Origin of the sequence: Rhodopseudomonas sp. BR0C11 (genome assembly GCF_010820945.1) — a bacterium.
Taxonomy (GTDB): Bacteria; Pseudomonadota; Alphaproteobacteria; order Rhizobiales; family Xanthobacteraceae; genus Rhodopseudomonas; species Rhodopseudomonas palustris_H.
This window is the reverse complement of record NZ_QTKI01000764.1, coordinates 1-900: the sequence shown is the minus strand read 5'-3', so window position 1 is coordinate 900 and position 900 is coordinate 1. Positions and strand designations below refer to the sequence as shown.

At 67.2% G+C, this 900-nt stretch carries 1 protein-coding gene; it reads left to right on the top strand.

Annotated elements, in window-relative coordinates:
* The first annotated feature begins 13 nt into the window (after window positions 1–13).
* Complete coding sequence (locus DYI24_RS27220; protein WP_107354328.1) at window positions 14–748, top strand: SDR family NAD(P)-dependent oxidoreductase; 735 nt, start codon at window positions 14–16, stop codon at window positions 746–748.
* Window positions 749–900: the final 152 nt, after the last annotated feature.

Genomic DNA, 900 nt, shown 5'->3' with positions numbered 1-900 from the left:
CAGGAGGACGCGCGTGAACGATCTCGATTTCAGTGGCCAGCAGGTGCTGGTGGTCGGCGGTTCGAGCGGCATCGGCAACGGCATCGCGCAGGCGTTTCGCACCCGCGGCGCCAAGGTCTGCGTCACCGGCACGCGTGCGGCGCCGTCGGACTACTCGGCTGAAGACGGCAGCCATTTCGACGGACTGACTTACGTGCAGCTCGACGTCGGCAAGGCCCAGGCGGTCGACGCGTTCGCGCCGCCGATCGAGCGGCTGGACATTCTGGTGCTGGCGCAGGGTGCGGTGATCTATCGCCGCGGTGAGTTCGAGATGGACGGCTTCCGCCACGTGATGGAAGTCAACCTGATGAGCCTGATGGCCTGCGCGGCGAAATTCCACCCGCAGCTCAAAGCGGCGTCCGGCAAGCTGATCATCGTGTCGTCGACTGCGGCGTTCCACGCCACCAAGGGCAATCCGGCCTACAACGCGTCGAAGACCGGCGCTTACGGGCTGACCCGGACGCTGGCGCAGGCGTGGGCCGAGGACGGCATCCGCGTCAACGGCATCGCGCCGGGCTTGGTCGATACCAAGATGACCAAGGTTACCACCGACAATCCGAAGCGGCTTGCCGGCGCGATCGAAGGCATTCCGATGAAGCGCCTCGGCACGCCCGAAGACATGGCCGGCGCCGCGCTGTTCCTGGCGTCGCCGCTGTCGGCCTATGTGCTCGGCCAGACGCTGGTGGTCGACGGCGGGCTGATTTTGTAACGGCGCGTCAGCCGCGTTGCGGTCATTGTGATGAGATACGCGGGATGGTCCCGCGTATCTCGACGCCAACGTCAGCGGAAGATCGAGAAGAAGCCCGACGCGCTCGGCGGAGGGGCGCGGCGGCCTTGCTGCTGCGGCGGGCCCCCGCAGCC